The organism is Flavobacterium sp. MK4S-17 (genome assembly GCF_009848495.1).
GTDB lineage: Bacteria > Bacteroidota > Bacteroidia > Flavobacteriales > Flavobacteriaceae > Flavobacterium.
Window position 1 is genome coordinate 18,985 of sequence record NZ_WWEP01000012.1, and the last position, 17,355, is coordinate 36,339.

At 38.8% G+C, this 17,355-nt stretch carries 16 protein-coding genes and 1 pseudogene; 12 read left to right on the top strand and 5 right to left on the bottom strand.

Annotation, left to right across the window (positions count from 1 at the left end; genetic code table 11):
* Positions 1–99: 99 nt before the first annotated feature.
* Positions 100–1,365, top strand: a complete 1,266-nt coding sequence (locus GSF09_RS05540) for an OmpA family protein (RefSeq protein ID WP_159799946.1) — start codon at positions 100–102, stop codon at positions 1,363–1,365.
* 73 nt (positions 1,366–1,438) lie between these two features.
* The gene (locus GSF09_RS05545; protein WP_159800040.1) at positions 1,439–1,837 is read left to right on the top strand and encodes a glyoxalase; all 399 of its coding nucleotides are present in this window, start codon (positions 1,439–1,441) and stop codon (positions 1,835–1,837) included.
* A 51-nt stretch (positions 1,838–1,888) separates the two neighbouring features.
* On the opposite strand, the gene GSF09_RS05550 is transcribed toward GSF09_RS05545, so the two are convergent.
* From GSF09_RS05550 to fabG, 3 genes are all read right to left on the bottom strand, one after another.
* Complete coding sequence (locus tag GSF09_RS05550) at positions 1,889–2,308, bottom strand: META domain-containing protein (protein ID WP_159799947.1); 420 nt, start codon at positions 2,306–2,308, stop codon at positions 1,889–1,891.
* An 86-nt stretch (positions 2,309–2,394) separates the two neighbouring features.
* Complete coding sequence (locus GSF09_RS05555) at positions 2,395–4,422, bottom strand: hypothetical protein (protein ID WP_159799948.1); 2,028 nt, start codon at positions 4,420–4,422, stop codon at positions 2,395–2,397.
* Between the two features lie 42 nt (positions 4,423–4,464).
* Entirely contained in the window at positions 4,465–5,211 is a 747-nt protein-coding gene (gene fabG, locus GSF09_RS05560) for a 3-oxoacyl-[acyl-carrier-protein] reductase (protein ID WP_159799949.1), read from the bottom strand.
* A gap of 309 nt (positions 5,212–5,520) precedes the next feature.
* Between fabG and GSF09_RS13800 the strand changes: the two genes are divergently transcribed.
* The 3 genes from GSF09_RS13800 to GSF09_RS05570 all read left to right on the top strand — a co-directional run bounded on the left by GSF09_RS13800 (position 5,521) and on the right by GSF09_RS05570 (position 6,458).
* Complete coding sequence (locus GSF09_RS13800; RefSeq protein ID WP_255457740.1) at positions 5,521–5,655, top strand: hypothetical protein; 135 nt, start codon at positions 5,521–5,523, stop codon at positions 5,653–5,655.
* Positions 5,656–5,895: 240 nt separating this feature from the next.
* On the top strand, positions 5,896–6,132 hold the full coding sequence (locus tag GSF09_RS05565) for a hypothetical protein (RefSeq protein WP_159799950.1): 237 nt from the start codon (positions 5,896–5,898) through the stop codon (positions 6,130–6,132).
* 41 nt (positions 6,133–6,173) lie between these two features.
* A complete protein-coding gene (locus GSF09_RS05570) occupies positions 6,174–6,458 on the top strand; it encodes a hypothetical protein (RefSeq protein WP_159799951.1) in 285 nt (94 codons plus the stop codon).
* 61 nt (positions 6,459–6,519) lie between these two features.
* Here GSF09_RS05570 and GSF09_RS05575 read toward each other — a convergent pair whose 3' ends face one another.
* The gene (locus GSF09_RS05575; protein WP_159799952.1) at positions 6,520–8,595 is read right to left on the bottom strand and encodes a M1 family metallopeptidase; all 2,076 of its coding nucleotides are present in this window, start codon (positions 8,593–8,595) and stop codon (positions 6,520–6,522) included.
* A gap of 192 nt (positions 8,596–8,787) precedes the next feature.
* Here GSF09_RS05575 and recG point away from each other — a divergent pair, with 192 nt between their 5' ends.
* The 7 genes and pseudogenes from recG (at position 8,788) to GSF09_RS05610 (ending at position 15,540) form a co-directional block, all read left to right on the top strand.
* Complete coding sequence (gene recG, locus GSF09_RS05580) at positions 8,788–10,890, top strand: ATP-dependent DNA helicase RecG (RefSeq protein ID WP_159799953.1); 2,103 nt, start codon at positions 8,788–8,790, stop codon at positions 10,888–10,890.
* 34 nt (positions 10,891–10,924) lie between these two features.
* The gene (locus GSF09_RS05585) at positions 10,925–11,842 is read left to right on the top strand and encodes a BRCT domain-containing protein (RefSeq protein WP_159799954.1); all 918 of its coding nucleotides are present in this window, start codon (positions 10,925–10,927) and stop codon (positions 11,840–11,842) included.
* Between the two features lie 189 nt (positions 11,843–12,031).
* A pseudogene (locus GSF09_RS05590) lies at positions 12,032–12,824 on the top strand (mechanosensitive ion channel domain-containing protein); the annotation flags it as partial.
* Positions 12,824–13,594 carry an exodeoxyribonuclease III gene (gene xth, locus GSF09_RS05595; RefSeq protein ID WP_159799955.1) on the top strand — a complete coding sequence of 257 codons (771 nt, stop codon included), beginning with the start codon at positions 12,824–12,826 and terminating at the stop codon, positions 13,592–13,594. The pseudogene GSF09_RS05590 and the gene xth, both read left to right, overlap by 1 nt.
* A gap of 52 nt (positions 13,595–13,646) precedes the next feature.
* A complete protein-coding gene (locus GSF09_RS05600; protein WP_159799956.1) occupies positions 13,647–14,513 on the top strand; it encodes a bestrophin family protein in 867 nt (288 codons plus the stop codon).
* A 67-nt stretch (positions 14,514–14,580) separates the two neighbouring features.
* The gene (locus tag GSF09_RS05605; RefSeq protein WP_159799957.1) at positions 14,581–14,751 is read left to right on the top strand and encodes a hypothetical protein; all 171 of its coding nucleotides are present in this window, start codon (positions 14,581–14,583) and stop codon (positions 14,749–14,751) included.
* A 117-nt stretch (positions 14,752–14,868) separates the two neighbouring features.
* Positions 14,869–15,540, top strand: coding sequence for a hypothetical protein (locus GSF09_RS05610; protein ID WP_159799958.1), 672 nt, complete (start codon positions 14,869–14,871; stop codon positions 15,538–15,540).
* A 57-nt stretch (positions 15,541–15,597) separates the two neighbouring features.
* Here the strand turns inward: GSF09_RS05610 and rho are convergent, their stop codons facing one another.
* Positions 15,598–17,340 carry a transcription termination factor Rho gene (gene rho, locus GSF09_RS05615; protein WP_159799959.1) on the bottom strand — a complete coding sequence of 581 codons (1,743 nt, stop codon included), beginning with the start codon at positions 17,338–17,340 and terminating at the stop codon, positions 15,598–15,600.
* Positions 17,341–17,355: the final 15 nt, after the last annotated feature.

Genomic DNA, 17,355 nt, shown 5'->3' on the forward strand with positions numbered 1-17,355 from the left:
GTGATTATTTGTTAAAATAAGACTGTTATAGCCTATTTTTAAAATTATTACATTTACGGAAAATTTCAAAGCTCCTAAAAATAATTAACTTGATTTTGTATGAAGAAAATTGTACTTCCATTTTTATTTTTCTGCCTCGGCACACTTCACCTAAGTGCGCAGGAAGAAGGTGAATCTGTCGGCAGTAACGACTTTAACAGGTGGTCTGTTGAAGCTAACGGTGGTTTTTCCAAAGCAGCTAACCCTGTTATGGAAGGCTATAATATTAAGGCTTTCAATTTATTTCATGCAGACCTGGGTTTCAGGTACATGCTTAATACAAAATTCGGTTTTAAACTGGAAGGTGGTTATGATGTTTTAAATGCCGATGGCGGCGGAGGGCTTGAAGATACGCAATCTACATTGATAAGAATAGGCCTTCAGGGTTATGCCAACCTTGGGCGTATTATGGAATTTGAGCACTGGACACAAAGACTTAACCTTTTAGGGCATATGGGGGTTGGTGTAGGCCAGCTTTCTAATGGCGATTTTTTTGACGGGCAGGATAATATAGGTAATTTCCTTATAGGTTTAACAGGGCAGTACAGGATATCTGACCGTGTTGTTTTAAATGCGGACTTTACCATGATAAACAGTTTTGCCCAGCAGAGAAACTGGGATGGCACATCTTATGACAGGGGTACAAAGCAAGGGTTTGACAGCACACTGTATAATGCTTCACTTGGACTTACAGTATATTTTGGAAAACACCAAAAACATGCCGACTGGTTTATTGATGAAAAATCGGATGACTTAGAAGAACTGGAAGACAGGATTGGGGAACTTGAAACAATGATGAACGACTCTGATAAAGATGGCGTTCCTGATTATCTTGATGCCGAGCCTAACACTATTACAGGTGTAGCTGTGGACAGCAAAGGGCGCACAATTGACAGAAATGAAAACGGAATACCGGATGAGCTTGAATCTTACATTGAAACAAGGGATACAGAGCTTAGAAAAGGAATCAGTTCTGATATAGCAGACCTGATAAACAGTGGTTATATTAATGTTTACTTTGACTTTAATAAAGACCAGCCGAATGCACAGTCTGTTAACGGTATAAACTTCCTTGTTAAATACCTTAAAGACAACCCAACTGTAAGCGCAGATGTTATAGGCTATGCAGATGAAGTGGGTAACACGGCTTACAATCAGGAGCTTTCAAGAAGAAGGGCTGAAAATGTTAAGCAAATACTTGTTGACTCAGGTATTGAAGCCTCAAGGCTTAATATAGTAGGTAACGGAGAGGATGCTTCTGTAAACAAAGACTCCAAGTATGCACGCCAAGTGGTGCGAAGAGTTACATTTATACTTAAAAACTAATTAAAGTTTAAATAAATTTTTAAAAAACCTCTGCATAATGCAGAGGTTTTTTTTATCTTTAAGAAAAAAGAAAATGAATAATAGAGATGAGGGAATACTTTCCCTGCGTGGCGGTACCATTGGAGAGATACACCCGCAATCTTCTTCAGAAGAGATATTTCAGAATAAAACCATACGCCCTATACTTAAATTACAAAACGACCTGTTTATAGAATCGTTTCTTAATTATGTAAACAAGCATAAAAATGACTTTTTTAACCTTACAACCGAAAAGAAACTGGTATTTATAGAAAATGCCATACACAAGGATATAAAGTTCCGTAATGCTTTAAAAGGCATGGTTATAGCCTTGTTTACTATTGAGGAATTCAGGGAATATATAAAAAATTCATCCAATCTTAATAAGAGGATGATGAATATGCTTATTGAAAGGCTTAAGGATAATGTGCAGCTTTTGATGCCGGAATACTAAAAAAGGAGCTTTAAGCTCCTTTTTTAGTATTCCGTATTATGAGTTTATTCCTTATTCAGGCTTTGGGGTTAATACCATTATTTCCTTTACACCATCCATAAGCACCAGCTTATCATTAGTTATTTTAGTCATATTTGCCTTTTCCAGGGCTTTAAAAAACCTGCCTTCTATATCAAGGCCCGGGCATGCCATTTTTGTTGAAACCAAACGGCTCATATTAATACCGCCTTCCTGGTTTAAATTATAAGAACCGCTAAAGCTGTTGCACCCTCCCTTGCCAGATACTTTGTTATCTGTACCAAAGTTTATGTAAGGAGTTGATTCGGTCATGGAAACATCAGTCCCGTTTATTGATTTAACCTGCCAGGTTTTGCCGGTTAATATCTGCTGCGGCTGCTCACCTTTTGCACTTCCGCATGAAGTAAATATTACTACAGTAAACAATACAGCAAATAAAGCTATTTTTTTCATAATCGATAATATTAAGATATAGCTTAAAGGTACTGCAATGGCAAGAGAGTGAAATATTATTTATAATAATTTTAATACCTGATTACTTACAATAGCCCATTGTATTTCCTGATCAGCCATTCTGCTGCAAGCGATACTGCAAGCAGTACCAATAGCCATATCCAGTCAATTAGTGGCTGCTTAATAATCCTTTCCTTTTGTATTGCTTTATAATCGGCATTATTAATAAGGTTTTCAATAAGCCCTGAAATAGTATCAGGATAGTAAACTGCCCCGGTGGTATTTTCAGCCAACTGTTTCAGCCTTGTAACGTCAGGATTCACAAATTGCTTTTCTATTTCAAAATCCAATACTTCAAAGGAACCGGAGTAAACAGAGTTGGATGAGGCCTCCTTAACCGTAAAGCTGTAATTGCCTGCCCTTAGCCCATCAAGGTTAACCTTATATTCGTTAGTGCCTTTCAGGAAATCATATGTTTTAACACTGTTGTCTGCCTTGGTTTTTAATTGAATGGTTAACCTTGCGTTTTCATTAAATTCATAATTCTTATTGAATGATTGCGCGGTTATACTTATTACTTCGCCGGAATTATAAAAATTCTCATGGTTTACCACTAATGATTTTCTTTTGGAATTGGTGGCAAGAAACTGAATTGTTTTATCAATAAAAACATCAAATTCATCAAAAGACTTTTTGCCAATATAATTTTCCATACGCCATTTCCATATCCCCTCTCCCAGTAAAAAAGCATTTCTTTTACCATTAGTTTCGCTGAAAGCAAAAAGAGGATTTTCGGTTTTCACATTGCGTATCCTTGCCTGTAGTAGCGTTGCCATATTTTGTCCTGCTGTTATAGTACCGAACGGGTGCTCCAACGGCGGAAACTGTTCAAAGCCTATATTATCAAGTGCAAATAAATTAAACTGGCTGTTAAAATCGGCAAGATAATCTTCCCGCTGTGCGGACATCCTGAATTTTAACTGCTGCTGGTACTGGTTAAGCAGGCTAAAATCTGTACTGTTGCCCGTAATTATCCATGTGGAAAGACCTGCGTTTTTATTCAGATCTAAAAGCTGCCTGAAGGATGCGTCAGGCTGGTATAAAATTAAAACATTATAATCATCTATAGCTTTAAGTTCAGAAGGTTTGAGCAAAGTAACCTTTCTTTGCCTGTTACTTTCAACAGAACGTTTTATTGTGCCCAGGTCAGGATGTGTAATGGCCGAAACCAGTGCTACTTCTGTACGTTGGTCTATAACCTCTACCGCAAAGTTTTTGCTGTTGTTATAGGTGTTTCGCTCCTGCTCTGTAGAAGATATAACCGCTTTATAGGTTTGCACACCAACTTTATCGGCAGTAAGTAAAACAGTAACAGCCTTTGCTTTATTGCCTGCATTAAACTGTACATTTTCCTTATGTACAACAGTATTACCTTTTGTAATTGAAAATACCGCTTTTAAGGGCTTATCCCCATTATATTGCAGGAAAACCTCAACAGGAAATTTATTTTTTAGCAACGCATACCTGTTTACATTAAGCTGGCTTATCTTAAGGTCGGTATAAACGGTAGTATCTCCTAAAACTACCGGGTAAACCGTGGTATTTTGATTAAAGCTGTATATATAGTCATTACCCAGTGTCTGGTTGCCATCTGTAAGTAAAACTACAGGATAGTTCCTGTTCCTGTACAGTTGTTTAAGGTTTTGGGCTGCCTGGTCAATATGTGTTTGCTTTCCCTTAAAGTCTGGTGCCGAACCGGTTTCAAACCCCTCATCAAAAGTAAAAAGCTGTACATCAAATTTGTCCTGCAGGCTTTTTGAGGACTGAATTTTTTCCAATAGTACTTTTGTAATACTATCCTGCCCTAACTCTGCTATTGATTGTGAATTGTCAACCAGTACAGGAAGGGGTGTTTTTACAATTTCATAACTCCTGCTTGTAATTACAGGGTTAATAAGCAGTATAAAAATGGAAAAGAAAGTTACAAAACGTAAAAAAGCCAGGAAAAATACTGTTTTTGTACGTTTCCCGGCTTTAAAAAGATATTGGTAAAACGATAACGCAAAAGCTACAATTGCAGATAGTAGTAATAATAAAACTGTTCCTGTAGTCATTGTATGGTTATCCTTTCAATGTATTTGATTTATAATTGCCGCTTAGGTTAACATACCGCCATCAACATTAAGCGTTTGCCCGGTAACGTATGCCGACATATCCGATGCTAAATATACACAGGCATTGGCAACATCTTCCGGTGTGCCGCCTCTTTTTAATGGAATATTCTCTGTCCACCCTTTAACAACATCCGCTCCCAGCTTTTCGGTCATTTCTGTTTCAATAAAGCCCGGTGCTATGGCATTGCAGCGGATATTTCTTGAACCCAGCTCCAGCGCAACCGATTTGGTAAAGCCTATAACACCTGCTTTAGAGGCGGCATAGTTAGTCTGTCCTGCATTACCCTTTACACCTACTACAGAGCTCATGTTTATTATAGAGCCATGGCGTTGCTTAAGCATGGTTTTCTGCACAGCTTTGGTCATGTTAAAAACCGATTTAAGGTTCACTTCAATCACCTTATCGAAATCCTCTTCAGAGATGCGCATAAGCAGGTTGTCTTTGGTTATACCTGCATTATTGATTAATATATCTATAGCTCCAAAATCAGCAAGCACATCGTCAACAAGCTTTTGTGCCTCATTAAAATCAGCAGCGTTAGACTGGTATCCTTTTGCTTTTATGCCAAGCCCGTTTAATTCATCTTCAAGTTCTTTAGCTGCACTTGCTGAAGCACTGTATGTAAATGCAACATTTGCACCATGCTTTGCAAAAACCTGTGCAATGCCACGGCCTATGCCCCTGCTTGCACCTGTAATAATAGCTGTTTTGCCTTCTAATAATTTCATAGGTGTTTGTTTGTTTTTTATTACAAAGCAACAAATATACTAAATTGTTTCAGGCTTTTCTATGCCCTGCAGAGTTTTGCTGTTTGTACTGTTTTATCCTATTTAAAACAACTGTTTGCTGCTTTTATTCTGCACTTCAATATTAATAACATATCAAGCTAAAAATAAGCCAGTTATATATTTCATTCACAAATATTAAAGTTATATTAAATATGCAGGCATAATAATTTATTATTGCTAATTTCACCACACAATTTAACGGTAAAACCTAATAATTGTTATTTACAAACCTATTAACAAAGAATGATTATGAAACTGGTGAAATTTTTATTGGCACTTCTTGCAGGCTTCGGACTTGTAAAATTCTTCGGTTATATAACCGAGTTGAATGAAGAAGAGGAATATGATATTTATGATGAAGAAGAGCATCCTCTTTTTGTATAGCGACATCTTCCATACTATATTTTAAAAACCCATACCTTTTTTATACAGGTACAGGGTTTTTGTGCTTAAATACATACTTCCAATAGTTATTTAACAATTTTCACACTTTCTGCTCCTATTAACTAATATAAAGTTAATATTCTCAATTTTAGGATATTGTTAGTACAATTCCTATAATCATATAGCTAATTTAGTACTGCAATCATTACAGATTCAAACTGTAAGAAAAACTAAAAAGCTATGATACATTCTGATGAAAAAATTCCTGGAGAAAACCAACAGGATCAAAACAAAAACATTGAGAAAAGAGGTGCAAACCCTATTGAAAACCACGCCCAAAACTGGAACGAAGAAGAAATCAGGGCGCAAAACCCCCAGGGAACAAGGCCGGAATTTGAAAGGAGTAATTTAAACCCGGACCGCGAAAAACGCACAGGAAGCAACCTAAGTCCTGACACGAACAGTGGTGACAGATAGAATAAAATTGAATAATAGTTGAACAATAAAATAAAAACGTTATGAGTAACAAAAAATTAGTTTTAGGCATTGCAGCTGGTGTTGCAGCCTTAGCAGTAGTAGGAGTAATTTGCAAACGTAAAGGATATTTTGACGGTTTTTCTGATAAAGCTGAAGAGCTTGGCAGCAACCTTAAAGATAAATTCAGGAGCGTAAAAGATTCTGCAAAGAAAAGGTTTGACGAAGTGGTACATAAAGGCGAGGACATAGCTGGAACACTATCAAAAGCTGAAAATGCATCCGGTAAAACCACGGCGGGTACAACTACTAACCCGGCAACTACCTAAAAAATCCAGGTAAATACATATATTTAAAGAAGGGAACTGTTATTCACAGTTCCCTCTTTTTTTATTCATTAAGCAGCTGGTTAAGCTTTGCTTTTTCAGCTTCAGGAAGCCCCGGCAAAAGTGTTTCAAAATAATGCCTGTAACCTTCTCTTTTTAAAAGTTTTCTAAGGGTTTCCCTGCCAAATTTTGCAAACTGCCATTTATGGTGCAGTGTGGCGTTTATCAGGTTTTCCCATACTATCGGGTCAGGCTTGCCTATATACAACAAGTTTGCCAATGCATTTTGCCTTACAGAACTTTCATAGGCAGGAGAAGCGTAATGCAGCAATTCGGCATAAAAATCCTCTTTTTCAGATTCCCTGTAGCCGTCTGTTTTATAAGCCAGTGTAAGCCATAGTATCCTTAAATTTTTATCATTAAATCCAATCCATCCGTCTGCTATAGTAAGCAGTTCCGTCCTCTTTTCAGGAAAACGGCTGTATAATACATTAAGTGCTATTTCTTTGGTAATATATGATTTATCATACAGCAGGGTTTCATATTCATCCTCAAACCCCTCGGGGATAGTGGTAACGGTGCGTGCCACTGCCTGGCGCAGCCTCATATTTCCATGTTGCATTGCATACCGCACAAGCTCAGCCTTTTCCTCAAAAGGAATATCCGCTGTTTGAAACAATACTTCCTCTTTTACAGGCAGAAACTGGTCGCTTTCCAGCACCTGCATAAAAATAGGCTTCTTTTCTTCAAAACGTTTGTCCGCCAATTCGCCCAGCTTAAAATAAAGCTGCATAAAGCGGTTTTTATTTAGTAATTCAATGGCTTCGGCAACTTCAAAATTTCCGCTTTCAAGCCACCGCTTTTTAAAAGCTGCGGTATCATAACCGGAAACTTTATTTATTTCAGCAAGAAAATCATCTGTCGTGGCATTTTTAAACGCATATTTTTCAAGGTAGTTTTTTACCGCTGTTTTAAAAACATCATGCCCCACTCCTTCCCTAAGCACATGTAATGCCCATGCGCCTTTCTGGTAAAAGCTAAGTGAACTGGCTTTTTCATTCAGTATTGGGATTGTATCTGTTTTTGAAGCCCGCTGTATTCGCTCGGCCATTTCATATAGCTCATAATAAAAGTGGTCTTCCCCAAATAACTCCATTTCGGCTAAAAGGGCGTAATAGGTGGCAAAACCTTCCTGCAGCCAATGGTGCTTACTGCTTTGGGCCGTTACCAGGTTGCCAAACCATTGGTGGGCAAGCTCGTGCGCATTTACATTAATATAGTTCCGGTCGTTAAAACCTATGGAATCAACCACAAAATCCTGTGAAAAAATGGTTGATGTTGTATTTTCCATCCCTGCATATAAAAAGTCCAGTACAGGTACCTGCCTGTAAATGCCCCAGGGATATTTTATCCCTGTTTCCTGTTCCAGGTAATTAAAAATATGCCTGCTGTACCTGTAAGTTGGTTCAAACTTTGCGGTATCTTTTTTACGCAGGTAAAATTCCAGCGGCGTACCCGATGCGGAGGTTTCACTGCGCTTTTCAAATTTGCCAATGGCAAGCATAACAAGGTAACTGCTCATAGGCTGTTCCATTCCGTAATGCCAAACTTCAGTATTGTTTTTACCTTTTAAGCGTTTATTCAGTTTACCGTTTGCCAATACAGTATAACCCTTTTCAAAAGCTACCGAAATATTAAAAATTACCTTCTCATTAACATCGTCAAAACTGGGCAGCCAGTGGCTTGTGTATTTACCCTGCCCCTGCGTCCATATCTGGTTGTAACTGCCATCCTTTACAAAGTAAAGTGTTTGGCGGGGCTTAGCTGTATAAATAAACTCAACCGTATTACTGCCTTTTTTATAGCCTTTAAATAATTTAAGCTGTGCTGCCGATTTTACCCAACCTGCTTTTTTACCGTTCAGTTTTACATCGTTAAACTCCATATTGTGTGCATCAATGTATATGGTATCGGGTTTATCAGCTACGTCAAAAATATATTTTACCCTGCCCTCCACTTGTTTATCAGGCACATTAAAAGCAATAGCAACAGTCGCTGTTTTAAAATCTACTCCTTTTTGCTGAGAAAACGCTGCTAACGGTACAAACAGGTAAAAAAAGTATTTTAAGGCGTGCTTCATAAACTAAGTTTTTGCAAAGTTAAGCAAATACCATGCACAACCGGGGAAATGACCATTAGTGTATAAGTTGCGTTATCATGATTTAACAACTTTTGTTATCTTAGCATCTCAAATCGTAACCGATATACTGGTATATAGGTCATCTGCCTTCTAAGCAGGCGGTCTTACAAATATAAGGACTTAAGCGCCCGGATGAATAACCTCCTTGAAACTCCCATAGAATACCTTAAAGGCGTTGGCCCTGCACGCGGCGATTTATTACGCAAGGAACTTAACATCCATAAATATGGCGACCTTGTGCATTTATTCCCAAATCGGTATATTGACCGCACACGCTATTACAGGATAAATGAACTGGTAAACAGTGGTGCTGAAGTACAGGTTGTAGGTAAGGTTATCAATATAAGGACAGTTGAGCAAAAGCGTGGCAGCAGGCTTGTAGCCACATTTACCGATGGTACAGGCGAAATGGAACTTGTATGGTTTCAGGGGCAAAAATGGGTTCGCGACAGTATAAAGATAAATGTACCTTATGTAATATTTGGAAAATGCACCCAGTTTAACGGGCAGTTCAGCATGCCGCATCCTGAAATGGAACTGCTTGCAGAACATGAAAAAAGCCTGCGCACCGCCATGCAGCCTATATACCCCAGTACCGAAAAGCTGTCGCAAAGGGGCATTACCAATAAGGTTATGGCTAAAATAATGCAGCAGCTTTTTATAGAAACGCAGGCGCTATTCAGTGAAACATTGCCAAAATCACTCCTGAAGGAATTGAACCTTATACCTAAAAACGCAGCACTGTTCAACATCCATTTCCCTAAAAGCCAGGAAATTTTGGCAAGGGCGCAATTCAGGCTAAAATTTGAAGAGCTTTTTTTTATACAACTACAGCTAATAACCAAAAACCTTATCAGGAAACATAAAATAAAAGGGCATGTATTTGATGTTGTAGGCGATTATTTTACTTCTTTTTATGAGAGGCACCTGCCTTTTGAACTTACCAATGCCCAAAAAAGGGTTTTAAAGGAAATAAGGCACGATATGGGGCAGCCTGCCCAAATGAACCGGCTTTTGCAGGGCGATGTGGGTTCAGGTAAAACTATTGTAGCTTTAATGAGCATGCTGCTTGCGCTTGATAACGGTTTCCAGGCATGTTTAATGGCCCCGACAGAAATTCTTGCCACGCAGCATTATAACGGGCTTACTAAACTTGCCGAACCATTAGGGATTAAAATAAGCCTGCTGACAGGCTCTACCAAAACCGCTGACAGGAAAATAATACATGAGGAACTTGAAAATGGTTCACTGCATATTATTATAGGCACCCATGCCCTGCTGGAAGATAAAGTACAATTTAAAAACCTAGGGCTTGCCATTATTGACGAGCAGCACCGCTTTGGCGTGGAACAGCGCAGCAAACTGTGGCATAAAAACGATATTCCGCCGCATATACTGGTAATGACTGCAACCCCAATACCAAGAACGCTTGCCATGAGCCTTTACGGTGACCTTGATATATCTGTAATAGATGAACTGCCCCCGGGCCGGAAGCCTATTAAAACAGTACACCGGTTTGACAATAACCGCTTAAAGGTATGGGCTTTCCTTAAAGAGGAAATTGCCAAGGGGCGGCAGGTTTATATAGTATATCCGTTAATTCAGGAAAGTGAAACCATGGATTATAAAGACCTTATGGATGGCTACGAAAGCATATCACGCGATTTTCCTTTGCCGCAATACAGCGTAAGCATAGTGCACGGAAAGATGAAGCCAGCCGACAAGGACAGCGAAATGGAGCGTTTTGCAAAGGGTAAAACCAATATTATGGTTGCCACCACTGTTATTGAAGTTGGGGTTAATGTACCCAATGCCAGTGTAATGGTTATAGAAAGTGCCGAACGTTTCGGGCTGAGTCAGTTGCACCAGTTGCGTGGACGTGTGGGCCGGGGTGCCGACCAAAGCTATTGCATATTAATGACCGGGCACAAGTTAAGTAATGACAGTAAAATAAGGCTGGAAACCATGTGCGGTACAAATGACGGTTTTGAAATAGCGGAAGTTGACCTGAAGCTGCGTGGCCCTGGTGATATTATGGGCACACAGCAAAGCGGGGTATTGAACCTGCAGATAGCCGACTTGGTTAAAGACCGTGATATTTTATCGCTTGCCCGCCACCATGCCGTAAAGCTGCTAAAGGAAGATCCATCGTTAGCTAAACCTGAACATGCTGCACTTAAAAATGCCTACATAGAAATTACCAAAAAGAAAAATATCTGGAATTATATTAGTTAAATATTTAATTATATTTGAAATAAATATTTAATTCATGGAATCAATCAATACTTTGGAATACAGAATATTTACTACCCGTAGTGAAGCAGATAAAGCTATTAATTCTTTGAAAGGTATATTAGAGGGAATAAATTTAGATGGTGTAGTTAATAAAGCAGAAATCAATGAACTTAATAAATGGGCTTTAACGCATCAAGCTCTCATAAAAAGAAATCCTTTCAAAGAATTTATGTATATAATACAAAGTTCTTTAATTGATGTAGATGAACTTAATCAAGATACAATACATGAAACTATTGAAGATTTATATTGGTTATGTCAAAAATATGAGCAGGATAGTTATTACTATAATGCGGTAACGGCTGACTTGCAAACTTTACAAGGATTATGTCATGGAATAATGGCAGATGGAATTATTAATGAAACTGAAATCTATAATTTAAATACTTGGCTTAATAGAAATGAACACCTTACATCTTATTATCCTTACGATGAGTTGAGAAGTTTAATTTTGTCTATTATTAGTGATAAAAAAATTGAAGAAGAAGAAATTTTGGTTTTAAAGGCGTTCTTTAAACATTTTATAAGATTGCATGACCAAGAAATCTCAAATAAGATAACTCAAGAAACTACAAGTATTAATATTGGAGGCTTATGTACGAGCGAGCCTGAAGTAATATTTGATGGAAAAACTTTTTGTATAACAGGAGTTTTAAATAGAGGGAATAGAAACGAATTAAAAAAAGATATTGAAAAGCTTGGAGGTATAACAGTAAATAGTGTCACTAAAAAAACTGATTATCTAATTGTGGGAGATAGTGGCAATCCAGCATGGGCTTTTGCCTGCTATGGCAGAAAAGTAGAAAAAGCATTAAACTATAGAAAAGAGGGACATACAATAATGCTAATACATGAATACGACTTTTTTGATATAATTGATGACTTAAAATAAGCAAATAAATCATCAATTAATAAATATCTTCTTCTGAATTTACTATTTTTAATAACCAAACATAATATTAAAAATAGATTTATGCAGTTTAACATATACTCCTTTTCCGAACTTATTACTGAAAAACTGGTAAACTGGGCAGAGGCTGTAATCAGTATGCTGCCTAATATTGTTATAGCTGCCATTATACTGGTTGTTGGCTTCTTTATAGCTAAATGGGTTCGCAGGCTGTCCCTGCGGTTAATACGTAAAATGTCGGCCAATGTAACACTCAATAACCTTTTCAGTTCAGTTATTTATATCATTTTTATTGGCATTGTAATTTTCACGGCACTATCTGTCCTAAAGCTGGACAGGGCAGTAACTACAGCCCTTGCAGGAGCAGGTATATTAGGTTTGGCACTGGCTTTTGCCTTCCAGGATATAGCCGCTAATTTTATGTCGGGTATTTTTATCTCATTCCGCAAACCTATACGTGTGGGGGATATTGTAAATATAAAGGATTATGGGCAAAGTAGTTGAGGTAAACCTGCGCGATACGGTTATAAGCACATTTGGCGGGCAAACCGTTATAATACCCAATAAGGATGTTTTTCAAAATCCTATAGAAAATTACTCCTACCTGAAAAAGAGGCGTTTTGACTTGCAGGTAGGTGTTTCCTACGGGGAAGACCTTGAAAAAGTAAGGCAGGTAACGCTTGATGCTGTTAAGGATATAGACGGCATTTCAAAAACCTTTGAAACCGCGTTTTTTTACGAATCGTTTGGTGACAGTTCCATTAATTTTTCCATTCGCATGTGGATTGACACAGCCGAGCAACTGGAGTTTAAAAAAGTAGGCAGTGAGGCTATCATCAGTATCAAAAAAGCATTTGATGCCAATGGCATAATGATTCCGTTCCCTATCCGCACACTGGATTTTGGTATTAAAGGCGGTGAAAAATTAAGTGAAATGGGACTTACTATTAATAATACCCAAAAATGAAAATAGCTACTTATAATGTAAACGGTGTTAACGGCCGGCTGCCGGTTTTATTAAAATGGCTTAAAGAGGCCCAGCCTGATGTTGTGTGTTTGCAGGAACTGAAAGCACCGCAGGAAAAATTTCCGCTGGAGGCCATTAATGATGCCGGGTATAATGCGTTATGGCATGGGCAAAAAAGCTGGAACGGGGTAGCAATATTAGCACATAATATTGAAATAAAAGAAGTGGGGCGCGGACTGCCTGGTGATGAGGAAGATTTACAAAGCCGGTATATTGAAGCTATGGTAAATGATGTGCTTATCTGCTGCCTGTACCTGCCAAACGGCAACCCTGCACCAGGCCCCAAGTTTGATTATAAGCTAAAGTGGTTTGAAAGGCTGAAAGCACGTTCGGCTGAACTTTTGAAATTTAATATACCTGTAGTGCTTGCAGGCGATTTTAATGTAATGCCCACCGAACTTGATGTATATAAACCGGAACGCTGGGTAAAAGATGCGCTTTTCAGGCCGGAAACACGCGAAGCTTTCCATTCGCTCGTGGCTCAGGGCTGGACAGATGCCTTGCGAAAATTATATCCTGACGAAAGAATATATACTTTTTGGGACTATTTTCGAAATGCTTATGGCAGGGATGCAGGGTTGAGGATAGACCACTTCCTGCTAAGCCCAAAACTTGAAGGCCGCCTTAAATCAGCCGGGGTTGACCGCCATGTTCGTGGCTGGGAAAAAACAAGCGACCACGCACCCGTATGGATTGAAATTGAGTAAAAAAGGCCCCTGATAATAATTCTTACGTTATATTTGACATAAAATATACTGCATGGTTTCCTACAACCCTAAAGAGTGGTTTTCTTTTATCTTCAGGTTTCATAAAGGCGATACTTTCCGTAAGCTTTTACCGGTTATGGCGGGTATAGCTGTATATTCCTGGGGCATTGCATATCTTGAACTTGAGTACTGGCAGCTTTCCCAAAGCAGCGAGATAAAAAATATTATTGTAGTGCACACCATACTTAGCTTTGTTATTTCAATGCTGTTGGTTTTCCGCACCAATACTGCCTATGACCGCTGGTGGGAAGGGCGGAAAATGTGGGGCGCGCTTGTAAACAACAGCCGCAACCTTGCCATAAAAATGTCAATAATGCTAAAGGACAAAGAGGATAAGGAAATTATGAAGAAACTCATCCCGGCTTATGCTTCAGTTTTAAGCCTGCACCTTAAAAATGCCGACATTAGCCATGAATTATTTGAAGACGCAACGCTATCTGCCGACCATTACAAACATAAGCCCAACCAGATTGCAAAAAACATGATTGCCCGCGTAAATGAATTTTATACATCCGGTAAAATTACAGGTGACCAGTTAATTATACTGGATTCTGAAATTCAATCCTTTACTGATATATGCGGTGCCTGCGAACGTATTAAAAATACACCCATACCCTATTCTTACAGTGCATTTATTAAAAAGTTTATTTTCTTTTACGTAATGACGCTTCCTTTTGGATATGTTTTTCAGTTGGGGTATTATGTAATACCTGTAGTGGTATTTATTTTTTATGTACTTGCCAGCCTTGAGCTTATTGCAGAAGAGATTGAAGACCCTTTTGGAACTGACCCCAATGACCTTCCTACCGATATAATTGCCGAGAACATCAGGAAAAATGTGGAAGAACTTATTTACTAACTGCACTTTACAATATCCTTAACAGCCTGATTTATAATATTTATGTAATATTAAAATAAAAACTGCTATGGAAAAGAACAGGAAAACAAATACAGAAACTACACAGGCAAATGATGATGTGAGCCATAATGCACATTACGAAGGGAAAGATAAACCTGCACAGTTTGATGAACGCGACCAAAATAAAAGTGCCGACGACTGGAATGCAGAGCAAAGCCGCACGGGCAGGCATAAATAGGCTCTGTAAATTTCTGGCTTTATCTTTGATGTAAAATAATATGATTTTACAGGCGTTAATTAAAAATATGCTTAAACTGTAATTTTGTATTTTTGTTTAAATCATCGGGTATTATACATGAGATATTTTTTCTTACTGGCATTCCTTTTTTTATCTTCAGCAAGGCTTTGGGCACAATATGATACAAAGCCTTCGGGCGGTATTGCCATACCCCGAAGCAACACGCCTATAACACCTACAGCGCCGGCAACAACACCGGTGGAAAGCCCTTTTAACCTTACTCCCGAAAAGAAAAACCTCCACCTGCCAAAAATTGAAGTTGGTGCTGAAAAGGAAAATAATTCCAGTGTGTTGCTGCAAACAGATAATTTTGTAAACCGGAGCCAGGAATATGCCGACAGGACTACTATTAAACCGCGTGGAGAATCCAACGAGGCCTTCAGGGGCAACCAGTTTTTTGGTGAACATAAAACTAACGCTAAATATGTACAGATACTTGCCCGCGATTTTGAATACGTAGATGGCGACAGGATTAAAATATTGCATAACGACAGGATAATAGTACCTGAGATAATTTTAGACAGTGATTTTAGAGGGATACAGATAACACTGGAGCCCGGCTTTAATAAAATAGATTTTGAGGCATTAAACCAAGGGACTTCCGGCCCCAATACAGCCGAATTCCGGGTTTATGATGATAAGGAAAATATAGTATCATCAAACCAGTGGAATTTAGCAACAGGATTTAAGGCTACAGTTATACTGGTTAAGGAAGTTACCGGCGAATAATAAAAAAATCCCGCCTTAAAGCGGGATTTTTTATTTATAGTAACTATACTTTTTTAATTAATCATCATTCATAGAAAGCAGGAACTCTTCATTATTCCTTGTTTTCTTAAAGCGGTCATTAATAAAGTCCATCGCTTCCACAGGATTCATATCGGCAAGGTATTTCCTCATTATCCACATGCGCTGTATTGTTTTTTCGTCAAGCAATAAATCATCACGGCGTGTACTGGAAGACGTAAGGTCAATGGCAGGGAATATACGCCTGTTGGCAATTTTCCTGTCAAGCTGCAATTCCATGTTGCCCGTACCTTTAAACTCTTCAAAAATAACCTCATCCATTTTGGAGCCTGTATCGGTAAGTGCTGTAGCAATAATACTAAGCGAGCCTCCGCCTTCAATATTACGTGCTGCACCAAAAAATCGTTTTGGCTTTTGTAGTGCGTTGGCATCTACACCACCACTCAATACCTTGCCCGAAGCGGGCTGTACAGTATTATATGCCCTTGCCAGACGTGTTATTGAGTCAAGCAGTATTACCACATCATGGCCGCACTCAACAAGGCGTTTGGCTTTTTCAAGCACAATATTGGCTACCTTAACGTGGCGGTCGGCAGGCTCATCAAAGGTTGAGGCTATTACCTCACCCCTAACGCTGCGCTGCATATCTGTTACCTCTTCAGGGCGCTCATCAATAAGTAATACTATAAGGTACACTTCAGGATGGTTCGCGGCAATGGAGTTGGCTATATCTTTCAGCAACATGGTTTTACCTGTTTTGGGCTGTGCCACTATCATACCACGCTGGCCCTTGCCAATTGGCGAAAACAAATCGATAATCCTGGTAGAAATAGTACTTTGCTTATCAGCAAGGTTAAACTTTTCATCAGGGAAAAGCGGGGTTAAATGCTCAAATGAAACCCTGTCGCGCACTACCTGCGGGTCATGCCCGTTAATTTTAAGCACTTTAACAAGCGGAAAATATTTTTCGCCTTCTTTTGGAGGCCTTACCACTCCTTTAACCGTATCCCCTGTTTTAAGCCCAAAAAGCCTTATCTGTGAATTGGAAAGGTAAATATCATCAGGCGATGCGAGGTAATTATAATCTGATGAACGAAGGAAACCATAACCATCAGGCATCATTTCCAAAACACCTTCGCTTTCTATAATGCCATCAAACTCATAATCAGGCTCACGGAAATTTTGCTGGTGCTGCTGTTTCTTTTTATAGCTCGGGTGGTTTGGGTTGTTGGCATTGGCCCTTTCTATTTGCGCCTGCCTTTCCTCCTCTGATAATTGCGGCCTTGCGGACTTTGCATCAGTATTATTATCAGTCTTGGGTTTGCTTTCCTTAACAGGAGTATTCTTTTTCCTGTCTTTAAGGTTTTGTGGTATATTTCTTTCCTGTTTTTTCTCTACTGCCGGAACTTCTTTTACTTCAGCAGTTTCAGTACGGATTGTTTCTGTATCCTGCCCTGCAGGCTTATCGTTTTTAGCAGCCGGTTTTTCTTCCCTTTGCTTAACTTCTGCTTTAGGTGCCGGTTTATTATCAGCAGCAGGCTTTTCCTGCTTGCTTATTCTTGCCCTTTTTGGTTTTTCTGCTGTTTTTTCATCAGCTTTATCTGCCGGTGCAGCAGGGTCAAAAAGCGTTTTAACTGTGGCAGGGTCTGCTGCCTGTTGGTCTAAAATCTGGTAAATTAAATCGTCTTTTTTTAAACCTCTGTATTTGTTGATCTTCGCTTTTTTTGCAATTTCCTGAAGCTCAGGAAGCTTCATTTCTTTTAATTCAGAAATATCAAACATGTAAAAATTTAGAGT